The following is a 23,049-nucleotide window of genomic DNA, read 5'->3' on the forward strand; positions in this document are numbered from 1 at the left end:
ACCCATTCGTAGTAGGGGATTGTCCATTGGAAATTTATGTAGCAAATATTGTCTTGCTACATGCACCTCGTTAATTTGCTGCCTAATGTGTTCTTTCGGGTGAAATCGGTGTCCGGGGCGTAACGCGGCACGTTCTGCCTGCGGCGCTCCGCTGCCCGGCAGGCGTGCGGCTAGGCTGCGAGCGTGGGGAGCGTGGCGAGCCGCTGGCTGGTGCCGGCCGTGGTGGTGATCACCGGAGCCGCGGTGGCGGCCGGGATGGTGGGCCGTGCCGTGTACTCGCGCCCGGCTGAGGCCCAGGGAGCACCCGCGGTGCCGTCGTCGTCCGTGGCCGGGCCCGTGCCGGGGACGTCCGAGGTGCGGCTGAGTCCCGACTCGTTCACCCACCCCGACCGGACGTCGGTGCAGCAGGTGCTGCAGTCCTACTTCGACTCGATCAACACCCTGGACTTCGCCGCGTGGCGGTCGGTGGTGTCCGCCCGGCGGGGGACGTCGACCGTGGAGTCGGCCTGGGTCGCCGCCTACGAGACGACTCGGGACGGGTCGGTGGTGGTGCAGCGGGTCGAGTCCGACGTGGTGGGCCGGCGGCTGCGGGTGCTGATCTCCTTCGTGTCCACTCAGGACGTTTCCAAGGCTCCGCCCGCGTTGCCCGAGCCGTGCATCCGGTGGCGGGTCGTGTACGTCCTGGTGTGGGAGGGCGGGGAGCTGAAGGTGGATGAGGCTCCTGAGAACCGGAACCCGCAGATGGAGAAGTGCTGAGGCGCGCGCCGGTGGGGTGGGTCGTCCCCCTGGTGGGTGGGCGGCTTCCGGTGTGACCGGTCGGCGCCGCGCACAGGCTGATGGCGCCTCTGTCGCGCCAGGCGGCCCGCGCCACTCGTGCTTCCTCCACCGCGCCCCCACGCACACCGAAAGCGCGAAGCCCCGGTCCGATGGTGCGGACCGGGGCTTCGCGGTGGTGCGGGTGTGACCTAGGCCTGGGTGAAGGCCAGGGCCACGTTGTGGCCGCCGAAGCCGAACGAGTCGTTCACGGCGGCTTCCAACTTGATCTTGCGCGGTTCGCCCGCCACCACGTCCAGCGTGACGGCCGGGTCGAGGTTCTCCAGGTTGAGGGTCTGGGGAACGATGCCGTCGCGGATCGAGAGGACGGTGACGATCGCCTCCACCGCTCCCGCTGCGCCCAGCAGGTGGCCCAGGGCGCCCTTCGGGGCGGTGAGGACCGGGTGGTCGCCGATCGCCTTGCGGATCGCCACGGTCTCCGCGACGTCGCCCACCTGGGTGGAGGTGGCGTGGCAGTTCACGTGGCCCACGTCGGACGGGTCGATGCCGCCGGACCGCAGGGATGCGGCGATGGCACGCGACTGGCCCACGCCCTCGGGGTCCGGGGCGGTGATGTGGTAGCCGTCGGCGGAGGTGCCGATGCCCGCGAGGCGGCCGTAGATCTTGGCACCCCTGGCTTCGGCGAACTCGCGGCGTTCCAGGACCATGACGCCCGCGCCCTCGCCGAGGACGAAGCCGTCGCGGGCCGTGTCGAACGGGCGCGAGGCCTTCTCCGGCTCGTCGTTGCGGGTGCTCATGGTGCGGGCCTGCGAGAAGCCCGCGACCGGGATCGCCGTGATGCACGCTTCCGCGCCGCCCGCGACGACCACGTCGGCTTCGCCGGACATGATCATGCGGTAGGCCCACGCGATGGCCTCGGCGCCCGACGCGCAGGCGGAGACCGGGGCGTGCACGCCCGCCTGTGCCTTCAGTTCCAGGCCCACGTGCGCGGCCGGGCCGTTCGGCATCAGCATCGGGACGGTCAGCGGCGACACCTTCCGCAGGCCCTGCTGCTCCAGGAGGTCGTCCTGGGTCAGGAGGGTGATCGCGCCGCCGATGCCCGTGCCGATGATCACGGCGAGGCGCTGGCGGTCGACGGTGTCGTCGTCGTGGCCCGCGTCGGCCCACGCCTGGCGGGACGCCACGATGGCGACCTGCTCGGAGCGGTCCAGGCGGCGTGCCTCGACTCGGGGGAGCACCTCGGTCGGGTCCACCACGAGCTGCGACGCGATCTTGACCGGCAGGTCGTACTTCTCGACCCAGTCGTGGGTCATGGGGCGGACCCCGCTCTTGCCGGCCAGCAGCGCGTCCCAGGTGGACGTGACATCACCACCGAGCGGGGTGGTGGCACCCAGCCCGGTGATGACGACCTCGATGCCCGAACTCACTTGTTGCTGGTGATGTAGTTCACCGCGTCACCAACGGTCTTGAGGTTGGCCAGCTCGTCGTCGGGGATCTTCACGCCGAACTTGTCCTCCGCCTGGACGGCGATCTCGACCATCGACAGCGAGTCGATGTCGAGGTCGTCCACGAAGGACTTCTCAGCGGTGACGTCGTCGGCGGCAACGCCGGCGACCTCTTCGACGATCTCGGCAAGACCGGACAGGACGTTGTCGCTCACTGAAGTTCCCTTTCGATTGAAACGGTGGAAAAACTCATGGGCACCGGACCACCTGTCCCGCGTAGGACAGGCCCGCGCCGAACCCGACCATCAGCACCACGTCTCCGGAGGAGATCTCGCCCGCCGACCTCATGTGGTCCAGCGCCATGGGGATCGAGGCCGAGGAGGTGTTGCCGGATTCGACGATGTCTCGAGCGATCTTCAGGTCCTCGCGAGCACCATTCTTGTGCAGGCGCTTCGCGATCGCCTCGATGATCCTGAGGTTGGCCTGGTGCGGGGCGAACACGTCCACGTCGGACAGTTCGACGCCCGCGAGCTCGGCGGCGCGCAGCGCCACCGGTGCGATCTGGGTCGTCGCCCACCGGAAGACCGCCTGGCCCTCCTGGTGGATGAACGAGTCGCGGTCGTCGATCCTGATGACCTCGGACATCGAGCCGTCCGATCCCCAGGCGACGGGGCCGATCTCGTTCGTGTCGCTGGCGCCGACCACGACGGCACCCGCGCCGTCCGCGAAGATGATCGCGGTCGAGCGGTCGTCCTGGTGGGTCCAGTCGGTCAGCTTCTCCGCGCCGACGACGAGGATGTTCTTCACCGTGCCCGCGCGGACGATGTCCGCGGCGGTCGCGACGGCGTAGCAGAAGCCCGCGCACGCGGCGTTCAGGTCGAACGCGGCCGCGGCCTGGACGCCGAGCCGGGTGGCGACCTGCGCGGCGGCGTTCGGGATCGTCGACGGCATGGTGCACGTCGCCACGATCACGCCACCGATGTCCTCGGGCGTCAGGCCCGCGTCCTCGATCGCCTTCGCGCCCGCGAGGACGGACATGTCGACGACGCCCTCGTCCTTCGCCGCCACGCGCCGGTTGGCGATGCCGACCCGCTCGCGGATCCACTCGTCCGAGGTGTCCATGCGCTCGGCCAGGTCGTGGTTGCTCACCACGGTCTCGGGCTGGTAGCTGCCGAGGCCGAGGATGCGGCTACCCGCGGCTGCCTGCGGGGCCTGGAAGGTCGTCACTTGGTGGCTCCAACGGTGTCGAAGAGCTCCGCGACCTTCTCGAGCTGGTCAGGGGTCTTCAGGGCGAGGGTGGCGGTGCCCTTCATCGCACGCTTGGCGAGACCGGTGAGCACGCCGGCGGGCGGCAGTTCGACCGAGCCGCCGACGCCCCTCTCGACGAACGCGGCCTGGCACAGGTCCCAGCGGACGGGGCTCGTGACCTGGGAGACCAGGCGCCGCAGCACCTCGGCGCCCTCGGCGACGAACTGACCGTCCTTGTTGGACACCAGCGGCAGCGACGGGTCCTGCGTGGCGACTTCGGCGGCACGCGCGCGCACGGCGTCTTCGGCCGATGCCATGTACTTGGTGTGGAACGCGCCCGCGACGGCCAGCTTGCGGATCTTCGCCGGGCCGGGCGGGTTCTCCACCAGCGCGTCGAGCGCGGCGTGCGGTCCGGCCGCGACGATCTGACCGGCACCGTTGCGGTTCGCGGGCACGAGGCCGAGCTCGTCCAGGCGCGCCAGCACCTCCGGCTCGTCACCGCCGAGCACCGCGGCCATGCCGGTCGGCTCCAGGGCGCAGGCCTGCGCCATCGCCGCACCGCGCACGGCGGCCAGGGCGACGGCGTCGTCGGCGCTGATGACGCCCGCGACCGCGGCGGCGGCGAGCTCGCCGACCGAGTGTCCGCCGACCACCACCTGGGACGGCAGTGCGACGCGCTTGCGCAGCTCGCCGAACGCGAGCACGGCGAGCGCCACGACGAGAGGCTGGGTGATCGCGGTGTCGACGATCTCGTCGGCCTCCGCGGTGGTGCCGAGGCGCACCAGGTCGAGGCCCGTGATCTCCGACCACGTGCGCACCTGCTTCTCGGCCCCCTCCAGTTCGAGCCAGGGGGCGAGCATGCCGGGCGTCTGGGACCCTTGTCCGGGCGCGAGGAGTGCGATCACGCCGATTACTAAAGCTGGTGGAGCCACCGGTACCCCATGTCGTGAACAACTAAGTACGGCGATCGTATTTGTAGAAACCCTACAAAAATGTCAGCCGGACGAACGCGTCACGACGTAAGCCCAGCTCAGGGTGTCGACGGTTCGTTTGGTCCTCACTCCAACGGATGGGTGCGAACTCCGTCACAACCAGTTCACTACCACAGGCCCCGGGAGCGGGCAAGGCGTCCTACAGACAAAGCGACGCGAAGCACAAGTGCGTCTCGAGCGTCGTGTGCATTTCTTCCCGTCATTTCCTGAACGCGCCGAAGGCGATATCTGACCGTGTTCGGGTGCACGAACAGTCTTTTCGCGCACGTCTCCAGCACGCCCCCGACTTCCAGGAACGCGTCCACGGTCTCCAGCAACGCGCCACCCGCGTCCTCCAGGGGCCTCGCGACCCTGTCGACCAACTGCCACTCGGCCTCCGGGTCGCCCGCGAGCGCCCGTTCCGGCAGCAGGTCGAGGGACCGGACGGGCCGGGGGGCGGCGGGCCAGCCCACGACGGCCCGCAGCCCGCTCAGCGCGTCGCTCGCGCTGCGGTGCGCCTCCGCGAGGCTCGCCACGGTCGGCCCGGCGACCACGGGACCCTCGCCGAAGCCCTCGGCGATGCGACCCAGCACGTCCTCACCGGTCTCCGTCGGTCCGCCGAGCACGACGACCAGCCGGGAGCCCTGCACGGACAGCAGCACGGGCCGGCCGGCGCGGGCCGCCTTGCTGCGCACCGAGTAGATGATCGCGGGCGGGTCCTCGCCGCCGGGGTTGCCGACCAGCGCGGTCGCCTCGAGCGCCGGGTCCCAGCCGAGCGCGGCGGCGCGGGAGAGCAGCGACTCCTCGGGGTCGCCGCGCACGATGCCGTCGACGACCAGCGCCTCCAGCCGGGCGTCCCACGCACCGCGCGCCTCGGCGGCCGCCGCGTAGGAGGTGGCGGCGGAGAAGGCGATCTCCCGCCCGTACCGCAGCACGCCTTCCATCAGCAGCGCGCGCTCGGCCTCGTTCGCCGCCATCAGCGGCATCTGCTCCTCGAACAGCTCCAGAGCTATCCGCACCAGCTCGACGGTCTGGCGCAGGCTCACCCAGCGCGAGATGTCCTTCGGCGCGCTGCGGAACGCCTCCGCGGTCAGCCGGATCGCCTGCTGCCGGTCGTGCAGCCACTCGACGAACCCGGCCACGCCGTTCTGGATCAGCAGCAGCACGCTCGCCCGCTGGTCCGCGGGCATCCTGGCGAACCAGGACAGCCGCCGCTCCATCTCCGACACGCTGGCGGTCGCGAGCGAACCCGACGCGCGTTCGATCTTGCGCATCGTGCGGGCGGAGAGCGCGGGCGGGTGCTCCTCCTTCGCCTTGCTGCTGGTCATGCCCGCAGCCTAAGGCAGGGAAGGGGCATCACTGGGACGGGTGACACAACCCATGTGATCGTTTTCCCGGCCATACCTTCGGGCAGCAGAGGTCTTTCGTGCGGCGTGGAGGTTCGTCATGCATAGGTTCCCGGCCCTTGCCCTGAGCGCGGTGGTGCTGCTGACGACGAGCGCCGCCGCCACAGCCGGCCCTCCCGACCCGCTGGCCGGGTTCTACGCGCAACCGGTCAGGTGGGCGCAGTGCGGCGGGAAGCTGGCCGACCTGGAGTGCGCCACGCTCGTGGCGCCGCTCGACTACACCGAACCGGCCGGGGACCGGATCAACCTGACGATCAGCCGCAGGAAGGCCACCGCGCCCGACCGCAGGCGCGGCGTGCTGTTCACCAATCCGGGTGGACCTGGCGGGTCGGGGCTCGGCCTGCCGCTGTTCCTCGCGAAGTCCGAGCTCGTGAAGGTCTACGACGTGATCGGCATCGACCCGCGCGGCGTCGGCGGCTCCACGGCGCTGAACTGCCGCACCGCGCCCGCGATCGCCGCACCGGAGTCGCGGCCCCCGGACGGCGAGTTCGGCAAGTGGGCGGCCGAGGCGCGCGAGGCCGAGGAGGCCTGCCAGAGGTCCGCCGGCGGCATCCGGCAGTTCATCAGCACGCCCAACACCGCACGGGACATGGACGTCGTGCGCGGCGCCCTGGGCGAGCACAAGATCAACTACTTGGGCTACTCCTACGGCACGTACCTGGGCGCGGTGTACGGGACGTTGTTCCCGAACAGGCTCGACCGCAGCGTGCTCGACTCGGCCGTGCACCCGGAGTGGATCTGGCACGAGCAGTTCCGCCAGCAGGCCGTGGCGTACCGGATGGACGTCGAGGCGTGGGCCGAGTGGGTGGGGCAGCGCCACGAGAAGTTCGGCCTGGGCAGGTCGCGCGACGAGGTGCTGGCCGAGGTCGAGGAGGTCGCCGCGAAGCTGCACGCGGCACCCGTCGGCGAGTACGACCGCTCCGCCTTCGACGGCGCGCTGGGCGTGGGCGCCCGCTACCGGCCGCTGTGGTCGGACCTGGCGTCGATCGTGGTCCAGCTGCGGTCGGGGGAGCAGACGCAGAACGCCGAGGGTGCCCAAGCCGGTCAGGTGCTCGCGAACACCGGCCTGGAGGAACTGCGCTCCGGTGTGTTCGACACGGTCACCTGCGAGTCGGACTGGCCGACCGACCTGCACGTCTACTACGAGAACATGCGGATGTTCCGCGACCGCTACCCGTACGGCTTCGGCATCGTGCGGGCGGCGCCGATGACGTGCACCTTCCGCTCGTTCACGCCGCCGGAGCCGCCGGTGAGGATCAGCCGCAAGGGCTACCCGGTCGGTGTCGTCGTGCAGTCCGAGGGCGACACGCAGACCCAGTACGCGGGCGGCCCGGCGATGGCGCAGCGGCTCGGGCACAACCTGGTCACCGTCGTCGACGAGGGCAAGCACGGCCTCTACGGCGGCGGCAACGCGTGCGTCGACGCCAAGGTCGACCGGTACCTGGTCGACGGGGCGCTGCCCGGCAGCAGCTCCGAGTGCGCCGGGGACCCGCGGCCCGAGGTGCCGCAGGACGGCCAGGGCGGTGCGGCTCCCGCGCTGTCCCCCGGCCGGATCCAGACCTACCTCGACGGGCGCGGGCTGAGCGCGGTGCGGCCGTAGAAACGTGGAAGCGCCCGACACGGAGCGTGTCGGGCGCTTCCCTCTCCCCGGTCCCCACCGGTGGTTCCACTCTGAACTGTATTGAGACAAAAATCCACGTCAGCCACCCTTTCGTGTCACGGTGTCGAAGTTGTGGGGCGGTGCGGTCCGCGAAACGATCAAGCGGTCGGATCTTCACCCACCGCGACTTCTCGTTCCAGGAACGCCGGTGAGCTGGCAGATCACGAGGGCCTGGGTCAGGCGTGGACGGTGGTGGCCACGTTCGTGCCGAAGCTGCTGGGCAACATCACGTACGGCGTCGTCATCATCGGCGTGGGCGGCGGCCTGGTCCGCCCGATGCGGCAGCGCTGGGAGGGCTGCCTGACCCGCGTGCAGGACGAGGCGCGGTCGCGGTCCCCGGTGCCGCGCGCGTCGCAGGAGATGCCGCAGACCGCCGGTGGCCGCACGGGCGACGCCCCGACGGCACGCCGACGACCGACGGGTGGTTCCCACCTGCCGGAAGGGGTTTCGCGCAAACATCACGCGCAGGGCCCCTTCTTCGTGTTCTGGGAGTTCTCCAGTTCCGGTCCAGGGTGCGCACGGAACCTCGTAGCCACCCGAACTGTTCCATCGCGGTGGAGGACCAATGAAAGCCCTTGTGCTGTCCGCGGGCGTGCGCCCGACCGGGTACTCGCTGCCCAGGCAGATCGTCCCCATCGCGAACAAGCCGGTGCTCGAGTACGTGGTCGAGAACCTGAGGGACGTCGGGATCACCGAGATCGGCCTCGTCGTCGGTGACCACGGCCAGGAGATCTCCGAGCTGTTCGGCGACGGCTCCTACCTGGGCGTCTCGATCACCTACATCAGGCAGGACCTGCCGCTCGGGCTCGCGCACTGCGTCCGGATCGCCCGGCCGTTCCTCGGTGACGACGACTTCGTGCTCTACCTCGGCGACAACGTGCTGGTGGAGGGCATCGGCCAGATCGCCGACGAGTTCGCGAGGCTGCGCCCGTCCGCCCAGGTGCTCGTCGACAAGGTGGAGGACCCGCGCCTGTACGGCGTCGCGGAGGTCGACGAGAACTCGCGCGTGACGCGGCTGGTCGAGCACCCGCAGGAGCCGCGCAGCGACCTCGCGATGATCGGCGTCTACTTCTTCACGCCCGCCATCCACGCCGCCGTCGACGCGATCGAGCCGTCGTGGCGCGGCGAGTTCGAGATCACCGACGCGCTGCAGTGGCTCGTGACGCACGAACGCGACGTGCGGGCGCGGATGTACTCCGGGTTCTGGAAGGACACCGGCAGGGTCGAGGACGTGCTGGAGTGCAACCGCGAGCTGCTGATGGGGTTGCGAACCGACATCCAGGGCGTCGTCGACGACGAGTCGCGACTGATCGGCGACGTCGTGGTCGAGGAGGGCGCGCGCGTCGTGCGGTCGTGCATCGTCGGCCCCGTGATCATCGGCGCCGGGACGCTCGTCGAGGAGTCGATCATCGGGCCGTACACGTCGATCGGCGCGGACTGCCGGATCACCGAGGCCGGGCTGGCCGGCTCGATCGTGCTGAACGAGGCCTCCGTGCACAACGTGTCGGGCATCGAGACGTCGCTGATCGGCCGCCGGGCCCGCGTCGGGTCGGCGCGCCAGCACCGGCTCGTGGTCGGTGACGGCGCGCACGTCGAGGTCGCCGCCTAGCCGCGGATCCAGTCCTGGAGGCGGTCGCACTCCTCGGCGACCGCCTTCTTCCTGCTCGGCGGCAGCTCGTCGATGTGGTCGACGGTGATCGTGCGGTCCTCGGTGACCGCCCACGTGGCGGCGACGTAGCCGTCGACGAGGACCGTGGGCTTGCCGCCGATGACGACGCCGAGCCGGTCGTCGGCGATGACCCGGCGGCGGTCGGCGTGGGCGAGCAGGATGTTGTCGAACTCGGGCAGCAGCCGGACCGGCAGCGGGGTGCCCGCGTCGGGACGCGGGGCGTCGGGGAGGTCGAACAGCTCCTTGCCGCCCTCGGTGCGGAAGGTGACGAGCTCCGGCCTGAGCTCCTCGAACGTCGCGGTGAGCTTCGTGAGGCCGGACCACTGCTGGGCGTCCATGACGGTGGCGGGGCCGAAGGCCTTCAGGTAGCGCAGCACCAGTTCGCGCTTGTCCATCGCCTGCTGCGGCCGCCCGAGCCAGTTCTCCAGCGTCGTGCAGACGGCACGGCCGCTGCGGTGCCACAGCCCGCGCGGCGGGAGCTGGACCAGGGCGAGCTTGTTGCGCAGGGCGTTGCCGAGGACGGTGTGCTCGCGGTCGGGCCAGCGCTCCTGCAGCTGCCGGCCGGCGTCCGCGGTGCCCTGCGGGGTGTCGTCGAGGATCTCGCGGCCGGCCGCGGCGACCTCGTCGAAGTCGAGACCCCTCAGGCGGGCGGCGAACGGGCCGCTCCGCAGCTCGCGGTCGAGCCGGAGCTGGGTGTGGGGCCTCAGCCCGAGCGCGTCCCGTGCGCTGACCAGGTGGATCGTGCCGCGCATCAGCAGGATGCGGACGGCTTCGCGGCGGGTCAGCAGGTCTTCCAGCTCCTGCGGCCGGAAGTCGTGGATGCGCGTCCACAGACCGACGTAGGGCGACTTCGGTTCCTGGGCCTGGATGCCGACGAGGTGCTCGATGGTGGCGAGCGCGCTCTTGCCGGCGCGCTCGCGCAGCATCTGGCGTTCGATCAGCGCTCTGTTGAGCTGGTCCTGGCTGAGCGTCCCCATCGGGACAGACTAGAACCTGATGAACGCGAAACCGGTGCCGTTCGGGCGTTCTCCGTCGTGGACGACGAACAGGTTGAGCTTGCCGAGGACGATGTCGGCACCGTCGGAGTGCTCGACGTCCTTCACGCGGAAGTCCCGGAGCGGCACCATGTCGGCCTTGCGGTAGGCGACGAACCGCGAGTCGCCCTGGCTGGAGGCGAGCAGCACGTCGTCCGCGATCGTGAGGCCCTCGGCGTCGGCTTCGAGCCACTTCCCGCCGAAACCGGGGTTCGGGCCGTCCGGTTCGCACTCCTCGGTCTCGGGGTCGTACTTCTGCGGCGCGCCGAACGTGCGGACCTTGTCCACAAGCTGCGGCTTGCCAAAGCCGTTGGCGCGCAAAGGGATTCGCCAGATGCCGACGTCCTCCTGCGCGGCGTACAGGGTGTTCGTCCGCTCGTCGATCACCATTCCCTCGACCTGCGGGCCCTCGCCGGGCTCGCCGCACACGGTCCAACTCCTGCCGTCCGGCAGCGTGAAGGTGCTCGGCAGGTCCAGGGTGGACACCTTCCTGGTGTCGTACGTCCTGCCCTTCTGCACCTGCAGCAACGCGATGCTCGTCTCGTTGCGCCGGCTCGTCACGACGACGTCCTTGCCCTGGACGCGCCCGGCGGCCAGGCCGTAGACGGTGTGCTGGCCGTCGACCTCGGCCTCGGTCCGGCTGAACACGGGCTTCGTCGCGGGGTTCGTGACGTCCCGCGCACCGCGTTCGTCCACTTGGAACACCCGGATGCGGTCACGGCCGCGGTCGCTGACGAACGCCAGGTCGCCGAGGACGTCGACGTTGTTGTAGCGGCCGGGTTTGGCATCGGGCGTCGGCGGCTGCGGCGCCGGGTGGATGCCGATCGTGCGGCCGTTGAGGTCGAACGCCGCCAGGCCACCTTCCTTGAGCGTGCCCAGGACCACACTGCGCTCGGTGTCGCGCGGGTTCACCCAGATGGCCGGGTCGTCGGCGTCCGCGGGCTCCTCGAACGTCTGCGTGACCACCGTCGGTGTGATGACGGGCGGCACGGGGGTGGTGAGGAACAAAGGCACGAGCGCCAGTGCTAAGGGAGATGACATGGTGGGACCGTAGGGAACACCGGTATACGGCGACTGAACCCCGGGGGAACAAGTCGTGTGGTACGAGATGGGATTGACGATCTTCGGACAGAAGATCGCTTACACCGAGCTGGTCGGGCAGGTGCTGGCGCTCGCGGTGGTGTTCCTCGCGCAGCGGCGGTCACTGCTGACCTGGCCCGTGCAGCTGGTCTCCGTCGCTTTGCTGTTCACCGTCTACATGTCGAGCCACCTGGGCGGCCTCGCGACGCGGCAGATCGTGGTCGGTGCGATCGCCGTCTACGGCTGGTACGCGTGGGTGCGTCGGCGCGACCCGGTGTTCGGCGTGGTGGTGCGCAAGGGCTCCTGGCGTGAGCGGGTCGCCGTCGTCGGCGCCTTCGTCGTCGGCACGGTCGCGTTCGCGCTGGTCCTGGACGCGCTGGACGCCTCGTGGGCGCCGTGGCCGGACGCCGCCATCTTCGTCGGCACGATCCTCGCGTTCGCGTTGCAGGGCCTCGGCCTCGTCGAGTTCTGGCTGGTGTGGCTCGTGGTCGACGCTGTCGGCGTGCCGCTGCAGATCCAGTCGGGCCTGTACTTCAGCGCACTCGTCTACGTGATCTTCGCGGGCCTGGTGGTCCACGGTTTCATCGACTGGAACCGCACCGCCCGCCGGTTGACACAGGCGGCAAAGTCTCCCCTATGAGGGGACTGTTGATCGCTCTGCTGACCGCCGTCTCGTCGCTGGTAGCCCTTCCCGCCGCCCAGGCCGCTCCGCAGCCTCGCACCGGGTTCGAGCTCACCGGTGAGTGGACCACCGAGGCCGGGGAACAGGCCTACCTGCGCGCCACCGGCCTCCCGGTCTCGGAGATCGGGACGACCGCGCAGGGCCGCCCGATCCAGCTCGTGCGCGTGGGCTCCCGCACCGCGCGCACGGTGGTTCTCTTCATCTGTTCCCAGCACGGCGACGAACCCGCCGGCCGCGAGGCGTGCCTGATCCGCATGCGCTCGCTGCCGCGCACGTCGTCCGTGACGTACCTGTTCGTCCCGAACGCCAACCCCGACGGCCGCGCCGCCGACACCCGCGGCAACTCCGACGGCATCGACGTCAACCGCGACCACCTGCTGCTGCGCACCGCCGAGGCCCGCGCGATGGCCTCCGTGATCCGCGACTGGAAGCCCGACGTCATCCACGACCTGCACGAGTTCGGCCCCTCCGCGCCGTACTACGTGAAGGACGTCCTCTGGCTGTGGCCCCGCAACCTCAACGTCGCCGACGGCGTGCACGACCTGTCGGAGACGTTGTCGCGCTCGTACGTCCGGCCCTCGGTGGAGGCCGCCGGTCGCACCTCCGGCGTCTACGGCATCCACGTCGACCCGGTGACCGGCGAGCCGGTCCGGCAGGTCGCGGGCGACGGCCAGGAGCGCATCCTGCGCAACACCGGCGGCTTGAAGCACGGCATGGGCCTGCTGGTCGAGACCAACGCCGACAACACGCCCGCGTTCCGCGTCGAGTCGCACCTCAAGGCCCTCGACGGCACCCAGTCGTTCGTCGCCGGGAACGGCTCGGCGATCGAGGCCGCGAACGCCGCCTCCCGCGCCGTGCGGACCGGCCCGGTGTACTTCGGCGGCGCGGACAACCAGCCCCCGGCACCCGAGGACGTCGTCTCACCCCAGCCGTGCGGCTACGTGCTGACCGCCGCCGAGTTCCTGACCGTGCGCGACCGGCTCGCCCTGCACGGCGTCACGTCGCAGTACCTGAGGGGCGGCGACCGCATCGTGCCGGTGCGCCAGGAGGCCCGCCCGATCATCCCGCTGCTGCTCGACCCGCGTGCCGACGAACCGCTGTTCAAGGCGCGTGTCGTCGCACAGTGCTAAAGGCTCTAACTGATATATCGCCTGCCAGCTGATATATCGGTTGCCCGAACTGGGCCTTGGCAACGAGACTTTTGACTTCGTCCGCAAAACACTCGTTGCCAAGGCCTTGCACATCGATGGACACCGACCTGGCTGAGCGCATGGAGCGCAATCTCGCCGCGCACGCCTGCCACCTCCACCGGCACCTGCCGGGCGGCACCGTCACGGACACCGGTGACCTGCTGGTCGCGGACAGCGGCCTGGCCGACGACACGTTCAACATCGTCACCTCGGCGCGCTTCGCCGACGCGGTGCGCGTGGCGGAGACCGTGAACGCGGTGAAGGCCACCGGCCGTCCGTTCTCGTGGTGGGTCGGGCCGGCCTCGCCCGGACTGGGCGAGCTGCTCACCGACGCGGGGCTCAGCGCGTCCGAGACCGAAACGGGCATGTGGCTCGGCCTCGACAACCCGCTGCCCGACGTGCACGCCGACGGCCTCGACGTCCGGCGGGTGTCCACCGCCGGCGGGCTGGCCGACTACGCCGCCGTGCTCGCCGCCAACTGGGACCCGCCCGCGGAGACCGTCCGCCGCTTCTACGCCGAGGTGGCCGAGCCCGCGTTGCGCAGCCGGGCCCGCTACCTCGTCGGGTACGTGGGGGACCGGCCCGTGTGCACGGCCGAGGTGTTCCTGCACGCGGGTGTCGCGGGCATCTACAACATCGCGACGCTCGCCGGTGACCGCCGCCGCGGGTACGGCGGCGCGATCACGGCCGCCGCCCTGCACGTCGCCCGTGACGAAGGTCTCCCGATCGCCGTGCTGCAGGCGTCCGCCGACGGCGAGCCCGTGTACCGCCGGCTCGGCTTCACGCCGTGCGGTCACTTCACCGAGTACGCCCTCAACGGCTGAGGGGCCGCTCCGCAGCAGCGGAACGGCCCCTCAGATCGTTTCTGAGCCCTCGGGAGGGCTCCGGTGACTACGCCAGGCCCGCGTCGGACGTGGACGGCCCAGCGGCCTGCACGTCGTCGATGCGGTACTTGCGGGCCGCCTCGACGACCTTCGACTGCTCGACCTCGCCGCGCTTGGCCAGAGCGGCCAGCGTGGCGACGACGACCGACTCCGCGTCCACCAGGAAGTGGCGGCGGGCGGCCGGGCGGGTGTCGGAGAAGCCGAAGCCGTCCGTGCCCAGGGTCGTCATGTCGGTCGGGACGTACGGGCGGATCAGGTCCGGGATCGCCGACGCCCAGTCCGAGACGGCGACGACCGGGCCCTGCGCGTCCTTCAGCACCTGCGTCACGTACGGCACGCGCGGTTCGGCGTCGACGTGCAGCAGGTTGTGGCGGTCGGTCTCGACGGCGTCGCGGCGCAGCTCCGAGTACGACGTGGCGGACCACACGTCCGCGGAGACGCCCCACTCGTCGGCCAGCATCTGCTGGGCCTTGAGCGCCCACGGCAGGCCCACGCCCGAGCCGAGGATCTGCACGCGCGGACCGCCGGTCTGCGGGCCCTCCTGATACCTGTAGAGGCCCCGCAGCAGGCCTTCGACGTCCAGGTTCTCCGGCTCGGCCGGCTGCACGTACGGCTCGTTGTAGACCGTCATGTAGTAGAAGATGTTCTCGGCGTTCTCGCCGTACATCCTGCGCAGACCGTCCCTGACGATGTGCGCCACCTCGAACGACCACGCCGGGTCGTACGCGATCACGGCCGGGTTCGTGTGCGCCAGCAGCAGCGAGTGGCCGTCGGCGTGCTGCAGGCCCTCACCGGTCAGCGTGGTGCGGCCCGCGGTGGCACCGAGCACGAAGCCCCGCGCCATCTGGTCCGCCGCCGCCCACAGGCCGTCGCCCGTGCGCTGGAAGCCGAACATCGAGTAGAAGATGTAGATCGGGATCATCGGCTCGCCCTGCGTGGCGTAGGACGTGCCGACCGCCGTGAACGACGCCGTGGAACCCGCCTCGTTGATGCCCTCGTGCAGGATCTGGCCCTGCTCGGACTCCTTGTAGGCGAGCATCAGGTTGGCGTCCACCGAGGTGTACGCCTGGCCGTTCGGGTTGTAGATCTTCTGCGTCGGGAACATGGAGTCCATGCCGAACGTCCGTGCCTCGTCCGGGATGATCGGCACGATGCGCGGGCCGATCTCCGGGTCCTTCGCGAGGTCGCGGACGAGCCGGACGAACGCCATCGTCGTGGCGACCTCCTGCTTGCCCGAACCGCGGCGGACGCCCTCGTAGACCTTGTCGCCCGGCAGCACCAGCGCCTTGGACTTCGTGCGGCGCTCCGGCACGAACCCGCCCAGCTGGCGGCGGCGTTCCTGCATGTACTGGATCTCCGGCGAGTCCTGCCCGGGGTGGTAGTACGGCGGCAGGTACGGGTCGGCCTCGAGCTGCGCGTCCGAGATCGGGATGCGCAGGCTGTCCCGGAAGCCCTTGAGGTCGTCCAGGGTCATCTTCTTCATCTGGTGCGTCGCGTTGCGGGCCGCGAAGTGCGGGCCGAGCGAGTAGCCCTTGATGGTCTTGGCGAGGATGACGGTGGGCTGGCCGACGGTCTCGGTCGCCGCCTTGTAGGCCGCGTAAACCTTGCGGTAGTCGTGGCCACCGCGCTTGAGGTTCCACACCTCGTCGTCGCTCATCGCGTCGACGAGAGCCTTCGTGCGCGGGTCACGGCCGAAGAAGTGCTCCTTGACGTACGCGCCGTCGTTGGCCTTGTAGGTCTGGTAGTCGCCGTCCGGCGTGGTGTTCATCAGGTTGACGAGCGCGCCGTCGCGGTCCGCGTGCAGCAGCGCGTCCCACTCACGGCCCCAGACGACCTTGATGACGTTCCAGCCGGCGCCGCGGAAGAACGACTCCAGCTCCTGGATGATCTTGCCGTTGCCGCGCACCGGGCCGTCGAGGCGCTGCAGGTTGCAGTTCACGACGAACGTCAGGTTGTCGAGCTGCTCGTTGGCCGCGAGCTGCAGCAGGCCGCGCGACTCCGGCTCGTCCATCTCGCCGTCGCCGAGGAACGCCCACACGTGCTGGTCGGACGTGTCCTTGATGCCGCGGTCGCGCAGGTAGCGGTTGAACCGCGCCTGGTAGATCGCGTTCATCGGGCCGATGCCCATGGAGACCGTGGGGAACTCCCAGAAGTCCGGCATGAGGCGCGGGTGCGGGTACGACGGCAGGCCGCCTCCCGGGCCGGCGTGCGAGTACTCCTGGCGGAAGCCGTCGAGCTGGTGCTCGGACAGGCGGCCCTCGAGGAACGCGCGGGCGTAGACACCGGGGGAGGCGTGGCCCTGGATGAAGACCTGGTCGCCGCCGCCGGGGTGGTTCTTGCCGCGGAAGAAGTGGTTGAAGCCGACCTCGTAGAGCGACGCGCTGGACGCGTACGTCGAAATGTGTCCACCGACACCCACGCCCGGGCGCTGCGCGCGGTGCACCGTCATCGCGGCGTTCCAGCGGATCCACGCGCGGTAACGGCGCTCCACCTCCTCATCACCGGGGAACCACGGCTCCCGCTCGGTGGGGATGGTGTTGACGTAGTCCGTGCTGATCAGCGACGGCATGCCGACCTGGTTCTCGCCCGCGCGCTCCAGCAAACGCAGCATCAGGTAACGCGCCCGCTGCTGGCCACCGCCCTTGAGCACCTCGTCGAACGACTCGAGCCACTCGGCCGTCTCTTCGGGGTCGATGTCCGGCAGGTGCGCTGCCAGACCGTCGCGAATGACACGTACCCGCTCGGGGCCGGTGTTCTGCGGGCTCAAGGTGTCTCCTCGGCTTCGTTGGCGGTACACGCGGGGCCCGGAAAACCGTGCCACGCGCCCCTATCGTTGTCCTTGCGCGACGACTTCGTCACCGCTACTGATCGGTAGTTCTGGATCGTGTCACTCACGCGCGCGCGATAAGAGGTATGTAGAGCGTGCCTCATGCCAGTGTAGGTGCTTCGAGAGGGGTGCCTGTTACGGCGTGTCACGTGGTCAACAGTTGCGCCGGAGGTAGCTGACAGTGTTCGCTAGCCGGAGTAACGGACTTCAGCGGCAGTCTTAGGGCTGTCGCTCTTGCGTAGTTGGAGGAGTGAAAACCGTGGTCGCCGCGGAAGACGCCGGCAGGATCGGCGTCGCCGAGAAGCTCGGGATCGAACCGGGCATGGTCGTCCAAGAACTCGGCTGGGACGAGGATGTCGACGACAACCTCCGTGCCGCCGTCGAGGAGCAGATCGGGGGCGACCTCCTCGACGAGGAGGCGGACGAGACGGTGAGCGTCGTCCTGCTCTGGTGGCGAGAGGACGACGGCGACCTGGTGGACGCTCTCCTCGAGGCCACCGGAGTGCTCGCCGAGGACGGCGTGATCTGGGTTCTCACCCCGAAGACCGGCCGTCCCGGGCACGTGGAGCCGGCCGACGTGGCCGAAGCGGTCCCGACCGCAGGTCTCTCGCAGACCTCGAACATCAGCGTGGCCGAGGACTGGGCGGGCATCCGCCTGGTGTGGCCGAAGTCGGCCAAGGCGAAGCGGTGATCCCCAGCTGACATAGGGTTGGTCCACGGGCGTAGGTCCGCCCGTGGTCCTGTGCCCGGCTTGAGGGGTCGTCTCATGGCTGTCGAGGTCGGTTCGGAAGCCCTGGACTTCACGCTCAACGACTACAACAAGCAGCGCGTGACGCTGTCGTCGTTCCGCGGCTCGAAGAGCGTGCTCCTGGTCTTCTACCCGTTCGCGTTCAGCGGCACCTGCCGCAGCGAGCTCTGCAGGCTGCGCGACGAGATCTCGACCTACGAGGACTCGGCCGTGCAGGTGCTGGGCGTGTCCGTGGACTCCCCGTTCGCCCTGAAGGTGTGGGCGAACCAGGAGGGCTACCGGTTCCCGCTGCTGTCGGACTTCTGGCCGCACGGGGCCGTCGCGCAGTCCTACGGCGTGTTCAACGAGGCCGCGGGCACGGCGCTGCGGGGGACGTTCCTGGTCGACGTGTCGGGTGTGGTGCGGTTCACCGAGGTGAACTCGCCGGGTGAGGCCCGCGATCAGGATGTCTGGAAGAAGGCCGTAGCCTCGTTGGGGGCATGATGTAGCTGTACCTCCCCGGTGGTCGTCGCTACCGGGGGTGGGGCGTGTAGCTCAGCGGAAGAGCACTCGGTTTACACCCGAGCGGTCGCAGGTTCGAACCCTGTCGCGCCCACTCGTCTCAGGCGGCGTGTGTCTGCGGAAAGCGCAGACCGCGTCGCCTCGGTGTTTTCCGGGTATCGTGTGCGGGTTTTGTCGGGGACGTTTGGGCCGCCACCTCCGAAGGACGACGAAGACCCGTGAAGCGCTTGAGGCGCAAGACCAAGGCCGCCGAGCCCGTCAGCACCGAGATCACCCGGCAGCAGATCAAGCTGCTGGCCCTCGTCGAGCAGGGCGGGGTGCACCGCGGCGCCACGAGCTGGTACCTCGAGCACCGGCCCGCCAAGCAGTGGGACGCGGACGACCTCGAGGTGCTCGAGCGGAGGAACTGGATCGCGTGGGTCAGGCCTGCGCGGGAGGTGGAGCACGGGATGGCGGCGCCGGTCGACGTCACGCCCGAGGGGCGGCTGGCGTTGCAGCACCACCTGCCGGAGTGGGTTCTCGGGCGCAGGGCCATCGCCTCCGCGCCGCCCCGGCTGCCCTCGGTCGAGTCGATTCTGGCGTTGGACTCGTTCCGCTGAGCCGGTAGAACGGTCCTCAGCCGTATCTCAACGGAGGGGCCATGTCCCATTTGCTCATCGGCGGTGAGCTGCGCGCGCGGGAGCACCACCGGATCGAGGACGACGCACGAGCCGAAGGGCCGCTGCACGCTGTGACGTTGCCCAACGGTGTCGAGATGCAGGTCGTCACCGTTGGGCTGGAGCTCACCCGTCAGCTGCTCGCCGATCAACGGCTCTCCAAGGACAGCGCGAAGCTGCAACGCGAGATCAAGCGGCAGCTCACGGCCAGGGGGAGCACTCAGGAGAACCTGGCCGGGTTGTTCGGGCCGAGCATGCTCAACAGCGACAACCCGCAGCACGCCCGGCTCAGGGCGCTGGCGGTGAAGGCGTTCAACGGCCGGGCGGTGCAGCGGCTGGCGCCGCGCGTCGAGGAGATCACCGCGGAGCTGGTCGACGGGCTGCCGGAGGGGCGGGAGGTCGATCTCGTCGAACGGGTGGCCGTGCCGGTGCCGCTGCACGTCATCGGTGAGGTCCTCGGGGTGCCGGAGGACGATCGGGGCCGTGTCCGGACGTTGATCGAGACGATGATGTCGATGGTGCCCGAGGTGTCGCAGCCCGCCAGCGACGAGTTGGGCGGCTACTTCCACGCGTTGCTGACGAGCAAATCTCTCGACGAGAAGTCATTGTTCGGTGCGTTGGCGGTAGCCGACGACGGAGGTGACCGTCTGAGCCATGACGAACTCATGGCGATGGCGTTCCTCTTGGTCGTTGCTGGTCATGAGACGTCGGCCGGCCTCATCGCGAATGTTGCGCACGACGCGTTGGACAACGATCTGTGGGCGAAGGCCGCGGCAGACCCCGGGCTCGTCCCGGTGCTCGTCGAGGAGACGCTGCGGCACAACCCTCCGGTGCGCAGCGCCACGCACCGCATCGCCACCGAGCGCCTCGAGATCGGCGGTGTCCCCGTCGAGGCCGGCACGGTGCTGCTGATCAACCTCGGCGCTGCCGGGAGGTGCCCGGAGGCGCACGACCGAGCCGACCGGTACCGGATCGACCGGAAGACGACCGGCCACGTGGCGTTCGGGTACGGGCCGCACTTCTGCCTCGGCTCGGGGCTCGCCCGCCTGGAGGCGGAAACGGTGCTGCGCCACCTCACGTCACGGTTCCCGCGCGCCACCTGTTCGGCCGGGGAACCGCCAGAGGTGACGCACAGCGACATCATGGCGAGCCTCAAATCGCTTCCGGTCGTCCTGAGACGCTGAGACGCTGGAGCGCGTGGAGATCGTCACCGGGGGACCGGAGCACGTCGACGCGGCCGCGCTGATCTGGGCGCACGCGGTCGCCGGGAGGGACGGGTACGGGGTTCCGGCGCTGGCAGAGGCGCGGCCCGGCATCGAGAACGCCCTCGCGGGCGAGCGGTCGTTGTTCCTGCTCGCGGTGCGGGGCGGTGTGCCGGTCGGGTTCGTCGCCGGCGGTTCGCAGGAGACGAGGACGGCGTACGTCAACTACGTCGGGGTGCACCCCGACGCCTGGGGCACGGGAGTCGGAGAGGCTCTGCTGCGCGCGCTTCCCGACGCGTTGGCCGAGTGCGGTTACGAGAAGGCGGAGCTGATGGTCTTCATCGACAACGTGCGGGGCGTGCGGCTCTACGAACGCCTCGGATGGATCAAGGTCGGCGACCCCGTGCCGCATCCGCGTCACGGCCGTGTGGAGCAGCGCTACGCGTTCTCGCCCGCATAGCGGGATCCGACGGTCATGAGAAGGTTCGGCGGGGGATTGGGGGATCAACCCCAATGCGGCTGACCAGGGCTATCCCGAAGTCCACTTGAGACGTAACTTTTCCTCATGTCCGTGCGCACCTTCGCCGTGGTGGTGGGTCTCGCGTTCCTGCTCGGCGGAGGCGCGATCCTGTTCGTGGCGCTCGCCGTCGAGGCGCCGAGCGGGTCGCTGATCCCGTGCGGCAACGCCCTGGGGATCGGGTTCGACGAGCCGGCCGCCTCCGCGGTCAGTCCGGCCTTTGTGGACATCTGCGCCGATCTCCGGCACCGGCGGCTGCTCTGGGGCGCGCCGGTGGCCGGACTGGGGGCGTTGCTGCTGCTCGGCTCTTCGGTCGGTGCCCGCAGGGCTACTCGCCGGTAAGGTCGCGGCATGACGTGGATGGTCTACGGCGCCAACGGCTACACCGGCCGACTCATCGCGGAGCTCGCGGTCGCGCGCGGTGAACGGCCGGTCCTCGCCGGGCGCTCGCGGGAGAAGATCGAACCGCTCGCCGCGGCCCTCGGGCTGGAGCACCGGGCGTTCGGCCTGGACGAGGCGCGCCGGAACCTCGAGGACGTCGATGCCGTCGTGCACTGCGCGGGGCCGTTCTCGCAGACGTCCGAGGCGATGGTGGACGCCTGTCTGCAGAGCCGCACGCACTACCTCGACATCACCGGTGAGATCGACGTCTTCGAGTCCGTCAGCCTGAGGGACGCCGACGCGCGCGAGGCCGGCATCGTGCTGCTGCCCGGCGCCGGTTTCGACGTCGTCCCCACGGACTGCGTGGCCGCGATCCTGAAGAACGCGCTGCCGTCGGCGACGCACCTCGACCTGGCGTTCGTAGTCGGGGGAGGGGCGAGCGCGGGCACGACGAAGACCTCCGTCGAGGCCGCGGCCGTGGGCGGGCGGATCCGGGTGAACGGCGCGCTGAGGAGCGTGCGCATCGGGCACCGCCGGCGCACCGCCCGCTTCCGGTCGGGACCGCGCGAGGTCGGCAGCATCCCGTGGGGCGACGTGTCGACCGCCCACCGGTCGACCGGCATCCCGAACATCACCACGTTCACCCTCGTGCCGGGGGTGCTGGGGCAGTTGCAGCAGGTGTTCGCGCCGGTGCTGCAGACGTCGTTCGTGCAGAGCCTCGCCAAGACCGTCGCCGGGAAGGTGAAGGGACCTGACGAGCGCAAGCGCGCGAAGACGCGCGCGGAGGTGTTCGGCGAGGCGTGGGACGGGCGCACGAAGGTCGAGTGCGCGGTCACCACGCCGAACGCCTACAGCCTCACCGCGGACGCCGTGCTGCGCGCCGTCACCAGGATCGGCGACGTCGCTCCCGGCTCGCACACGCCGTCGAGCGCTTTCGGCGCGGACTTCGTGCGCGAGCTCGACGGCGTCGTCGTGGGCGAGGTCCGCTTCAGCTGATCCCGGGCGTCACTTCTTCAGGTGCTCGGCCACGCTGCCGGCGCCCTGGCCGCCGAGGCACGAGTCCGCTGATCACGGAAAAGCGGAAGCCCAGGTCGACCGACCTGGGCTTCCGCTCTGCCGCAGCGCGTTACCGCGGGGCGAGCAGGCTCGTGATCTCCTGCGACGCCGACACCGTCAGCAGGTGCTGGAGGTTCTCCGGGAGCTCCTCGCCCCGCGCCTGCTTCGCCTGCGCGTAGAGGCGGCCGGCGCGGTAGGACGAGCGGACCAGCGGGCCCGCCATCACGCCGAGGAAGCCGATCTCCTCGGCCGTCTCCTTGTGCGCGACGAACTCCTCGGGCTTCACCCAGCGCTCGACCGGGTGGTGCCGCGGCGACGGGCGCAGGTACTGGGTGATGGTGATGATGTCGCAGCCCGCGTCGTGGAGGTCGGCGAGCGCCTCCGTGACCTCCTCGGGGGTCTCGCCCATGCCGAGGATCAGGTTCGACTTGGTGACCAGGCCGAACTCGCGGGCCTTCGTGATGACCTCGAGGGAGCGCTCGTAGCGGAACGCCGGGCGGATGCGCTTGAAGATCCGCGGGACGGTCTCCAGGTTGTGCGCGAGCACCTCGGGGCGGGACTCGAAGACCTCGTCGAGCTGTTCGGGGACCGCGTTGAAGTCCGGGATCAGCAGCTCGACGCCGGTGCCGGGGTTGAGCTCGTGGATCTGGCGGACGGTCTCGGCGTACAGCCACGCGCCGCCGTCGGGCAGGTCGTCACGGGCGACGCCGGTGACGGTCGAGTAGCGCAGGCCCATCGCCTGGACCGACTCGGCGACGCGACGGGGCTCGTCGCGGTCGAGGTCGGCGGGCTTGCCCGTGTCGATCTGGCAGAAGTCGCAGCGCCGGGTGCACTGCTCCCCGCCGATCAGGAACGTGGCCTCGCGGTCTTCCCAGCACTCGTAGATGTTGGGACAGCCGGCCTCTTCGCAGACCGTGTGCAGGCCCTCGCGCTTGACCAGACTCTTGAGCTCCCGGTACTCGGGGCCCATCTTCGCCCGCGTCTTGATCCAGGACGGCTTCTTCTCGATCGGCGTCTGGCTGTTGCGGACCTCGAGCCGCAGCAGCTTCCGACCCTCTGGCACCACAGTCACCACCTCACACTACGCTCCGCGCCCGCGTGTCCGGCGTCACGCACTC

At 70.0% G+C, this 23,049-nt stretch carries 23 protein-coding genes and 1 tRNA gene; 14 read left to right on the forward strand and 10 right to left on the reverse strand.

All coding sequences use genetic code 11. From position 1 onward, the window contains the following. The first annotated feature begins 183 nt into the window (after positions 1 to 183). Positions 184 to 756: a hypothetical protein gene (locus BLQ91_RS25800; protein ID WP_143022808.1), complete on the forward strand. Its 573-nt coding sequence runs from the start codon at positions 184 to 186 to the stop codon at positions 754 to 756. Positions 757 to 965: 209 nt separating this feature from the next. Here BLQ91_RS25800 and BLQ91_RS25805 read toward each other — a convergent pair whose 3' ends face one another. From BLQ91_RS25805 to BLQ91_RS25825, 5 genes are all read right to left on the reverse strand, one after another. Then, a complete protein-coding gene (locus BLQ91_RS25805; protein ID WP_090100633.1) occupies positions 966 to 2,201 on the reverse strand; it encodes a beta-ketoacyl-[acyl-carrier-protein] synthase family protein in 1,236 nt (411 codons plus the stop codon). Next, entirely contained in the window at positions 2,198 to 2,434 is a 237-nt protein-coding gene (locus tag BLQ91_RS25810) for an acyl carrier protein (RefSeq protein ID WP_030465146.1), read from the reverse strand. The genes BLQ91_RS25805 and BLQ91_RS25810 overlap by 4 nt, the downstream gene beginning before the upstream one ends. 34 nt (positions 2,435 to 2,468) lie before the next feature. Further along, positions 2,469 to 3,446: a beta-ketoacyl-ACP synthase III gene (locus BLQ91_RS25815; RefSeq protein WP_090100635.1), complete on the reverse strand. Its 978-nt coding sequence runs from the start codon at positions 3,444 to 3,446 to the stop codon at positions 2,469 to 2,471. Continuing rightward, positions 3,443 to 4,372 carry an ACP S-malonyltransferase gene (locus BLQ91_RS25820; protein WP_090100638.1) on the reverse strand — a complete coding sequence of 310 codons (930 nt, stop codon included), beginning with the start codon at positions 4,370 to 4,372 and terminating at the stop codon, positions 3,443 to 3,445. The genes BLQ91_RS25815 and BLQ91_RS25820 overlap by 4 nt, the downstream gene beginning before the upstream one ends. Positions 4,373 to 4,566: 194 nt before the next feature. Then, positions 4,567 to 5,766: a PucR family transcriptional regulator gene (locus BLQ91_RS25825; protein ID WP_090100640.1), complete on the reverse strand. Its 1,200-nt coding sequence runs from the start codon at positions 5,764 to 5,766 to the stop codon at positions 4,567 to 4,569. A gap of 118 nt (positions 5,767 to 5,884) precedes the next feature. Here BLQ91_RS25825 and BLQ91_RS25830 point away from each other — a divergent pair, with 118 nt between their 5' ends. After that, on the forward strand, positions 5,885 to 7,444 hold the full coding sequence (locus BLQ91_RS25830; protein ID WP_090100642.1) for an alpha/beta hydrolase: 1,560 nt from the start codon (positions 5,885 to 5,887) through the stop codon (positions 7,442 to 7,444). A 236-nt stretch (positions 7,445 to 7,680) separates the two neighbouring features. Here BLQ91_RS25830 and BLQ91_RS25835 read toward each other — a convergent pair whose 3' ends face one another. Continuing rightward, on the reverse strand, positions 7,681 to 7,890 hold the full coding sequence (locus tag BLQ91_RS25835) for a hypothetical protein (protein WP_090100644.1): 210 nt from the start codon (positions 7,888 to 7,890) through the stop codon (positions 7,681 to 7,683). 179 nt (positions 7,891 to 8,069) lie between these two features. Between BLQ91_RS25835 and BLQ91_RS25840 the strand changes: the two genes are divergently transcribed. Beyond that, positions 8,070 to 9,113, forward strand: a complete 1,044-nt coding sequence (locus BLQ91_RS25840; RefSeq protein WP_090100646.1) for a glucose-1-phosphate thymidylyltransferase — start codon at positions 8,070 to 8,072, stop codon at positions 9,111 to 9,113. Here the strand turns inward: BLQ91_RS25840 and BLQ91_RS25845 are convergent. Further along, the gene (locus BLQ91_RS25845; RefSeq protein WP_090100649.1) at positions 9,110 to 10,150 is read right to left on the reverse strand and encodes a winged helix DNA-binding domain-containing protein; all 1,041 of its coding nucleotides are present in this window, start codon (positions 10,148 to 10,150) and stop codon (positions 9,110 to 9,112) included. The genes BLQ91_RS25840 and BLQ91_RS25845 overlap by 4 nt on opposite strands. A gap of 9 nt (positions 10,151 to 10,159) precedes the next feature. After that, positions 10,160 to 11,248 (reverse strand): phytase, encoded by a 1,089-nt coding sequence (locus tag BLQ91_RS25850; protein WP_090100651.1) that lies wholly within the window; start codon positions 11,246 to 11,248, stop codon positions 10,160 to 10,162. A gap of 67 nt (positions 11,249 to 11,315) precedes the next feature. Here BLQ91_RS25850 and pnuC point away from each other — a divergent pair, with 67 nt between their 5' ends. From pnuC to BLQ91_RS25865, 3 genes are all read left to right on the forward strand, one after another. Then, positions 11,316 to 11,927 carry a nicotinamide riboside transporter PnuC gene (gene pnuC / locus BLQ91_RS25855; RefSeq protein ID WP_090100843.1) on the forward strand — a complete coding sequence of 204 codons (612 nt, stop codon included), beginning with the start codon at positions 11,316 to 11,318 and terminating at the stop codon, positions 11,925 to 11,927. Continuing rightward, positions 11,924 to 13,099 carry a M14 family zinc carboxypeptidase gene (locus tag BLQ91_RS25860; protein WP_090100653.1) on the forward strand — a complete coding sequence of 392 codons (1,176 nt, stop codon included), beginning with the start codon at positions 11,924 to 11,926 and terminating at the stop codon, positions 13,097 to 13,099. Before pnuC ends, BLQ91_RS25860 begins: the two co-directional genes overlap by 4 nt. Positions 13,100 to 13,215: 116 nt before the next feature. Next, positions 13,216 to 13,983, forward strand: a complete 768-nt coding sequence (locus BLQ91_RS25865) for a GNAT family N-acetyltransferase (protein ID WP_218130408.1) — start codon at positions 13,216 to 13,218, stop codon at positions 13,981 to 13,983. A gap of 67 nt (positions 13,984 to 14,050) precedes the next feature. Here BLQ91_RS25865 and aceE read toward each other — a convergent pair whose 3' ends face one another. Beyond that, positions 14,051 to 16,810: a pyruvate dehydrogenase (acetyl-transferring), homodimeric type gene (gene aceE, locus BLQ91_RS25870; protein ID WP_090100655.1), complete on the reverse strand. Its 2,760-nt coding sequence runs from the start codon at positions 16,808 to 16,810 to the stop codon at positions 14,051 to 14,053. A 319-nt stretch (positions 16,811 to 17,129) separates the two neighbouring features. On the opposite strand from aceE, the gene BLQ91_RS25875 reads away from it, so the two are divergent. From BLQ91_RS25875 to BLQ91_RS25910, 8 genes are all read left to right on the forward strand, one after another. Continuing rightward, positions 17,130 to 17,561 carry a DUF3052 domain-containing protein gene (locus tag BLQ91_RS25875; protein ID WP_090100657.1) on the forward strand — a complete coding sequence of 144 codons (432 nt, stop codon included), beginning with the start codon at positions 17,130 to 17,132 and terminating at the stop codon, positions 17,559 to 17,561. Between the two features lie 75 nt (positions 17,562 to 17,636). After that, positions 17,637 to 18,101 (forward strand): peroxiredoxin, encoded by a 465-nt coding sequence (locus tag BLQ91_RS25880; RefSeq protein WP_090100659.1) that lies wholly within the window; start codon positions 17,637 to 17,639, stop codon positions 18,099 to 18,101. A gap of 40 nt (positions 18,102 to 18,141) precedes the next feature. Further along, positions 18,142 to 18,213, forward strand: a tRNA-Val gene (locus BLQ91_RS25885). A gap of 124 nt (positions 18,214 to 18,337) precedes the next feature. Beyond that, on the forward strand, positions 18,338 to 18,718 hold the full coding sequence (locus BLQ91_RS25890) for a hypothetical protein (protein ID WP_090100661.1): 381 nt from the start codon (positions 18,338 to 18,340) through the stop codon (positions 18,716 to 18,718). A 41-nt stretch (positions 18,719 to 18,759) separates the two neighbouring features. After that, entirely contained in the window at positions 18,760 to 19,959 is a 1,200-nt protein-coding gene (locus tag BLQ91_RS25895) for a cytochrome P450 (protein ID WP_090100663.1), read from the forward strand. Positions 19,960 to 19,972: 13 nt separating this feature from the next. After that, complete coding sequence (locus BLQ91_RS25900) at positions 19,973 to 20,437, forward strand: GNAT family N-acetyltransferase (protein ID WP_176959959.1); 465 nt, start codon at positions 19,973 to 19,975, stop codon at positions 20,435 to 20,437. A 105-nt stretch (positions 20,438 to 20,542) separates the two neighbouring features. Beyond that, positions 20,543 to 20,836, forward strand: coding sequence for a hypothetical protein (locus BLQ91_RS25905; protein ID WP_090100667.1), 294 nt, complete (start codon positions 20,543 to 20,545; stop codon positions 20,834 to 20,836). Positions 20,837 to 20,845: 9 nt separating this feature from the next. Next, entirely contained in the window at positions 20,846 to 21,871 is a 1,026-nt protein-coding gene (locus BLQ91_RS25910) for a saccharopine dehydrogenase family protein (protein ID WP_090100669.1), read from the forward strand. A gap of 130 nt (positions 21,872 to 22,001) precedes the next feature. On the opposite strand, the gene lipA is transcribed toward BLQ91_RS25910, so the two are convergent. Further along, on the reverse strand, positions 22,002 to 23,003 hold the full coding sequence (lipA, locus tag BLQ91_RS25915) for a lipoyl synthase (protein ID WP_090100845.1): 1,002 nt from the start codon (positions 23,001 to 23,003) through the stop codon (positions 22,002 to 22,004). Between the last annotated feature and the right edge of the window lie 46 nt (positions 23,004 to 23,049).

This window comes from Lentzea jiangxiensis (assembly GCF_900104175.1).
In the GTDB taxonomy this organism is placed as follows: Bacteria; Actinomycetota; Actinomycetes; order Mycobacteriales; family Pseudonocardiaceae; genus Lentzea; species Lentzea jiangxiensis.

Coding starts and splice junctions, on each gene's coding strand:
- BLQ91_RS25830 (WP_090100642.1), top strand. CDS start 5,885: ATGCATAGGTTCCCGGCCCTTGCCCTGAGCGCGGTGGTGCTGCTGACG.
- BLQ91_RS25905 (WP_090100667.1), top strand. CDS start 20,543: ATGTCCGTGCGCACCTTCGCCGTGGTGGTGGGTCTCGCGTTCCTGCTC.
- BLQ91_RS25845 (WP_090100649.1), bottom strand. CDS start 10,150: ATGGGGACGCTCAGCCAGGACCAGCTCAACAGAGCGCTGATCGAACGC.
- BLQ91_RS25860 (WP_090100653.1), top strand. CDS start 11,924: ATGAGGGGACTGTTGATCGCTCTGCTGACCGCCGTCTCGTCGCTGGTA.
- BLQ91_RS25895 (WP_090100663.1), top strand. CDS start 18,760: ATGTCCCATTTGCTCATCGGCGGTGAGCTGCGCGCGCGGGAGCACCAC.
- BLQ91_RS25880 (WP_090100659.1), top strand. CDS start 17,637: ATGGCTGTCGAGGTCGGTTCGGAAGCCCTGGACTTCACGCTCAACGAC.
- BLQ91_RS25825 (WP_090100640.1), bottom strand. CDS start 5,766: ATGACCAGCAGCAAGGCGAAGGAGGAGCACCCGCCCGCGCTCTCCGCC.
- BLQ91_RS25850 (WP_090100651.1), bottom strand. CDS start 11,248: ATGTCATCTCCCTTAGCACTGGCGCTCGTGCCTTTGTTCCTCACCACC.
- pnuC (WP_090100843.1), top strand. CDS start 11,316: ATGGGATTGACGATCTTCGGACAGAAGATCGCTTACACCGAGCTGGTC.
- BLQ91_RS25910 (WP_090100669.1), top strand. CDS start 20,846: ATGACGTGGATGGTCTACGGCGCCAACGGCTACACCGGCCGACTCATC.
- BLQ91_RS25865 (WP_218130408.1), top strand. CDS start 13,216: ATGGACACCGACCTGGCTGAGCGCATGGAGCGCAATCTCGCCGCGCAC.
- BLQ91_RS25840 (WP_090100646.1), top strand. CDS start 8,070: ATGAAAGCCCTTGTGCTGTCCGCGGGCGTGCGCCCGACCGGGTACTCG.